General features: G+C 60.9%; 1 protein-coding gene. It reads left to right on the top strand.

Annotated elements, in window-relative coordinates; all coding sequences use genetic code 11:
* On the top strand, nucleotides 1–409 hold a 409-nt coding region (locus tag MPC4_RS04785), incomplete at both ends, for an MBL fold metallo-hydrolase (protein WP_174511524.1).

Raw genomic sequence — 409 nt, 5'->3', positions numbered from 1 at the left:
GCTGAACACCTGCTGCAGGTGGCGCGTAATTTCCAGATCCGCATTACGGACGTGTTGACCACTCATCGACACGACGATCATGTGCAGGCGTTGGTGGATGTGCTGGAGGCGACCGGAGCAAAGCACCATTCGGGCCGTTTCGATGCTGACGCCCTGCCCGCACGCGTGGATGAAACCTACGGCACTTATGACGGCCTGCCGGAAGACCTCCGCTTGGCTGGCGACTTTCGCGACTTCGCGCTGCAGGCGGTGGAACTGCGCGGACACACTCCGGGTGGCATCGCGGTGTTAGCGCTGAACCCCACGTATTTTACGCCGGGGCGAGCTTTTGTCGGAGATTCCTTGTTCCCCGGTGGCGTGGGTAAGACCACGAAGGACGAGGATTTCCAGCAGCTGCTCAGTGATGTGG

Source organism: Methylocella tundrae, assembly GCF_901905185.1.
Lineage (GTDB): Bacteria > Pseudomonadota > Alphaproteobacteria > Rhizobiales > Beijerinckiaceae > Methylocapsa > Methylocapsa tundrae.
Note: the sequence above shows the minus strand (reverse complement) of the source record. Positions and strands in the feature narration are given on the sequence as shown.